Here is a 4,432-nt window from a genome sequence, read left to right as displayed (position 1 = left end):
TACATTCCGAACCCGGAAGCTAAGCCTCACAGCGCCGATGGTACTGCAGGGGGGACCCTGTGGGAGAGTAGGACGCCGCCGAACAATCATTCAGAGAAGGCCTCCCGGCTATGCCGGGGGGCCTTTTCGCATTTCCGGGCCGATCCCGGAAATCCCACCGTCTGCCCGTGAGCCGGCAGGCCACCGCGCTAGGCGTACCGACTCAGGCCACGGTTGAGATCTACGGAGATCCCAGCCAAGCGGTGTACCAGTCGTGGAAGTCCGGTCCGGGGGTCAGGCCGCCCCAGATCTGGTCGTCGAACCAGACCTGTCCGGCGTTCGTGCCCGTGACGATGAGGAGGGTGAAGGTCCCGCAGCCGATCTCGCCGAGGACCAGAGCTCCCGAGATCGAGTAGTCGGCGTCGCCTCCCCGGCCCGGTCCCGGCCGGTCCGTGATGTGCGGGAAGGGGGTGGCCAGGAAGCCAGGCCGCAGGCACTCGGCCCGGAGGTCGTGAAGGGCCTCTTCGTCGTCCACTTCCTCTGTCAGGCCCAGCAGTCCGTAATGAGGTCCGGCTCCACCGTCGGCGACCGTGCCCAGGAACTCCCGGTAGGACGCGGGAAGGGTGACGCCGTGCAGTTGCTCAAAGGTGCGGATCGCCTCCTCCGACAGGGGTGGTTGAAGCCGGTACCCGTGGTGCGTGGCACCGAAGCGGCGATGCTCTGGGTCCTCCAAGGCCATCGCGGCGACTCGTGCGCGCACCGAGGCGCCGTTCCAGGACCCGCTCGGAGCGACGGCATCAGTAGTCACGCCCGAACCGTATCCCCGCCCGGCCCTGTCCCGATCGATGGCCTTGGCCCCGTGACCGTCGATGCTGACCTTGGCGACTACGTGAGCCCGTTGCTCCCCGTTCCCGTCTTCGGCGACGCCCTCTGCCGCTTCGCGACGGTCCAGCGGGAGGACGCCCATCGCGACCGGCAGGTCTACGTCTCCGTGGAGTGCGAGTGCGCTCGGGACTCGCGAGCCCGAGCACGGTCTTCAGATCGCGTACCGCCGCGGTAGCTCGGTGACGAAGGTAGGCCCGTTCGACAGTCACCTCACCAACGTCTCCGCCTTCGACCGTGCGGATCTCGCTGACGTCGGCCACCACCGATTCATCTGAGGGGCCGGCGGCGTGAGGCGCGGCCTCACCGGTTCTCCTTGGCCAGGAGTTCCCGTCGCCGGCGGGTCCGGTAGGAGTCGCCGGTCAGAGTGCGGACCTCGGCGTGGTGGACGAGGCGGTCGATCATCGCCGCGGCCACGACGGCGTCGGAGAAGGTCTCTCCCCAGCGCCCGAAGGGCAGGTTCGAGGTGACCAGCACGCAGCCCTGCCGTAGCGTGAGGCGATGAGCTGGAAGAACAGCTTCGCCGCGTCCTGGTCGAAGGGGGATGTATCCCACCTCGTCGATGATGATCAGCTTGTAGCGGCGGATCTTCTTCAACTCGGCTTCCAGGCGCCCGGCTTGATGGGCGTCCGAAAGGCGGGTGATCCAGTTGCCGGCGGTATCGAACAGGACCGAGTAGCCAGCATGGGCGGCCTTCACTCCCAGGCGGATGGCCAGCTGGGTCTTGCCGAGCCCGGGCGGTCCGAGCAGGACCACGTTCTTCGAGGACAGAGGAACCAGACAGGCCGGGTTCGGCCACTGGGTGGGCAGGTGGGGTACGGCCTGCTCCCGCACGATGAGCGGCTGTACGGGGTGCGGCGCCGAGGCGGAGAGCTGGTCGCGCGCACCGAGACACCCGAGGAAGCCGTCTCCCTCGTGGTGGCTGCACTCCCGGGCCGGCCGTGGTGATCAGCGGCCCAGGCTGTGCCGGACGTAGTCCGGGTAGGCGGCGCCGACCTCGATGCTGTTCTCGTCCAGGCCGTTGATGATCCGCAGGCAGCCGCCGGCGAAGGCGAACTCCACTGCCACGGTTCCGGCTGCCAGATCGCGGCCTGCCGGCTGCCACTCGAGCAGCGCGACCTCTCGCAGCTCCTGGCCGACGAACGGCTCCAGGCGCTCATCGCTGTGGGACCACTGTGGCGTGAGCTCGAACCACTCCCACCCGGTGATCGTCGCCGCGGTGTCGAGCGTGTCCCAGCCGATCGAGAGGAGGTCGAGCTGCGAGTGGCAGACCTCGACCTGGCGGCCGTCGAAGTCCAGCACCACCGGGCAGTCGGCGAACCAGTCACCGTCCTCGGCGAACCGCACCAGCGCGAACCCCGTCAGCCGTCTGCCGGCGAGCGCCGCCAGGCGTGATCCGTGCGCCTGCCGAACGGCGTCGAGCCCGATCAGGAAGGACGGCTCGAAACCAGAGATCCCCATGTTCACAGCACATGAGTTTCCAGGGCTTTGACCCGACCAGCCAGCGCATATCGACCATGCCGGGGGTACTGCTTGTCGCCCGCAGCGCGCCGGCTACCTCTGGGCGTTCCCGCGCGCCCGGCTGCTGGTGCCGCGTTCGAGGCGCGGGATCTTGTGCGGATTCTCCGGCAGCACGATGATGTGCGGCCATGAGCGATCTCGACCCGGTCACCCAGGAAACCCTGCGTTCGGTGGGCTGGTTGCCTGGGCGCCGCGTGGACACCAGCCTCTGGCGCATGAGTTTCGCGGAGACCGGCCTGGTGATGCACCGAGCCGCCGAGGAGTTCCTGGCCGAGTTCGGCGGGTTGCAGGTCGCCTCACAGGGTGCCGGGATCACGCGCGCTCGTGAGGCGTTCGACCTGGACCCCATGAACCTCTGGAACAGTGAGGAGGACCGCTTCACGGCATGGAACGAAGTCAGAGGAGCTGGGCTCTTCCCCGTCGGCGAGCTTGCCCACGGCCTCGCGCTACTCGGCATCGACGAACACGGTGAGCTCTACGTGGTCCAACCCGCGCGCCTGGCCACCTTCGGGCGGCTTCCCACAGGCATGGACGGCCTCGTCCTCGGGGCCATGGCACACAGGGTCGGCTGACCTCGGCGTCCGTCATGGCCAGACCGACAGTCCGTCAAGGGTGTTCGCCGGAGCGTGGGTTGATCGTGAGAGCGCAGGGCGGGTGCCGGGGTGCCTCTGTGGGGCTCGTCCGTGCGGCTGGGCGTGGGAGTACTGGGAGGGCGACGCCCTGGTGCCGTAGCTCTCGGCGGAGGCGGTGTCGTCGCGTCCTGCCGACGCGGACGCGCTGTCCGGCTTCCTGGGCTTGATCGGGCGTCGGTCGGGCAAGCCCGCGTGGATGACCAGGGGAGGCGACTGGGGAAACCCGGTGCTCGGGTTCGGACCGGCCGCGGGCCGTGTGGTGCTGCTGGCAGATCCCCTACCGGGCATCGAGGCATGGATCTTCGACAGCAGGTGCTCGTACGGCAGTACCTGGATCCGGTTCTTCAGAAGCATGAGCTGGTCCAGGACGGCCCGCAGCGAGCCGGCTCGGCACGGTCAGAGCGGCCGCCTCGGTGCTGGGGATGATGACGGTCTGCTCGTCGAGGATCGTCTTCGACGAGGCGCTGGACCATGCGCGGGGCCAAGGGCCGGGTGACACCAACCAGGCGACGGCGTCCGGCTTTTGTGCAGGGTGGACGGTGGGTCGAACCGCTCCAGCAGGGCCTCAGCACGCGTTCCAGGTGCGGGTCGAACTGGGTGAGCAGTCCGCGCAGCCGGTTGGCGATGCGAGCTCGATGCCGCGCAGGGTGTGCGGCATGGTGCGGGCGGCATCCGCAGTGACCGCAGTGTCGCGGGTGTCGGTCATGGCCTCGCCGGGATAGAGCTCGGAGGTTCGGCAGCCGGCAGCCCGCGCGACCGCTAAGGGAAGGGCGCCGATGTTGGGCCCGTCGAGGGGGATAGGTGGAACAGGTGGCGTCGACGCCGTCGACTGGTCCGCCGCTCGCCCGGCGCCGCCAGGGCTCCCGGTGGGGCAGGTACTGACGGTGGTGGTGCGGCTGCGGGAGCCGCCCGAGCAGGCGGTCGTTCTCGGTGCCGACTGCGCGTTGCGCCGGCCCGCTTGCGGGGCGGATGTGTGGCTCCGGCGGCAGCCGACCTGAGGTTGACGTCATGGGCAGAGAGGTCTAGTGTTCTTCGAGCTGCCTGACAGGGAGAACCGGACGCGCGCTCTGCACGGACGGTCCCGGGGTGGCCGATCTCTTGAAACACCACTTCTCATTCGAGCTGGTCCACGCCTTGTCGAGGGTCAGTGCGAATTGTCGTGCGCGAATTCGGAAGGTCGAGGCGGATTCGCTTTTCGGAGCGGGGATCGGCTAAGGTTTGAAACGTCGGACGGGCCGTCAGGTCGCAGAAGACGCAAGCGACTTGGATGAACGAAGCGCCGGAAACGGAGCGGAAAACATCTGGTAAGCTAAGAACACGAAAGAACGAAGCGCCCGGAGGGCCCGCTGGAAGGCGGACCGAAGGAAGCCACCGTTCCTTGAGAACTCAACAGCGTGCCAAAAGTCAACGCCAGATAT

5 protein-coding genes and 1 rRNA gene are annotated in these 4,432 nt (G+C 68.1%); 2 read left to right on the top strand and 4 right to left on the bottom strand.

Features of this window, described 5'->3' with window-relative positions:
- A 5S ribosomal RNA gene (rrf, locus tag ACWEPF_RS39550) occupies positions 1-84 on the top strand; the annotation flags it as partial.
- A gap of 136 nt (positions 85-220) precedes the next feature.
- On the opposite strand, the gene ACWEPF_RS39545 is transcribed toward rrf, so the two are convergent.
- From ACWEPF_RS39545 to ACWEPF_RS39535, 3 genes are all read right to left on the bottom strand, one after another.
- Positions 221-787, bottom strand: a complete 567-nt coding sequence (locus ACWEPF_RS39545; protein WP_452176477.1) for an SMI1/KNR4 family protein — start codon at positions 785-787, stop codon at positions 221-223.
- Positions 788-1,164: 377 nt separating this feature from the next.
- Positions 1,165-1,695, bottom strand: coding sequence for an ATP-binding protein (locus tag ACWEPF_RS39540; RefSeq protein ID WP_452176476.1), 531 nt, complete (start codon positions 1,693-1,695; stop codon positions 1,165-1,167).
- 114 nt (positions 1,696-1,809) lie between these two features.
- Entirely contained in the window at positions 1,810-2,322 is a 513-nt protein-coding gene (locus ACWEPF_RS39535) for a hypothetical protein (RefSeq protein WP_452176475.1), read from the bottom strand.
- A gap of 188 nt (positions 2,323-2,510) precedes the next feature.
- Here ACWEPF_RS39535 and ACWEPF_RS39530 point away from each other — a divergent pair, with 188 nt between their 5' ends.
- Positions 2,511-2,954, top strand: coding sequence for an SUKH-3 domain-containing protein (locus ACWEPF_RS39530; protein ID WP_452176474.1), 444 nt, complete (start codon positions 2,511-2,513; stop codon positions 2,952-2,954).
- 625 nt (positions 2,955-3,579) lie between these two features.
- On the opposite strand, the gene ACWEPF_RS39525 is transcribed toward ACWEPF_RS39530, so the two are convergent.
- Positions 3,580-3,720, bottom strand: coding sequence for a hypothetical protein (locus tag ACWEPF_RS39525; RefSeq protein WP_452176473.1), 141 nt, complete (start codon positions 3,718-3,720; stop codon positions 3,580-3,582).
- Positions 3,721-4,432 lie beyond the last annotated feature (712 nt).

The organism is Kitasatospora sp. NPDC004289 (assembly GCF_053602875.1).
This window is presented reverse-complemented; position numbering and strand designations above follow the sequence as displayed.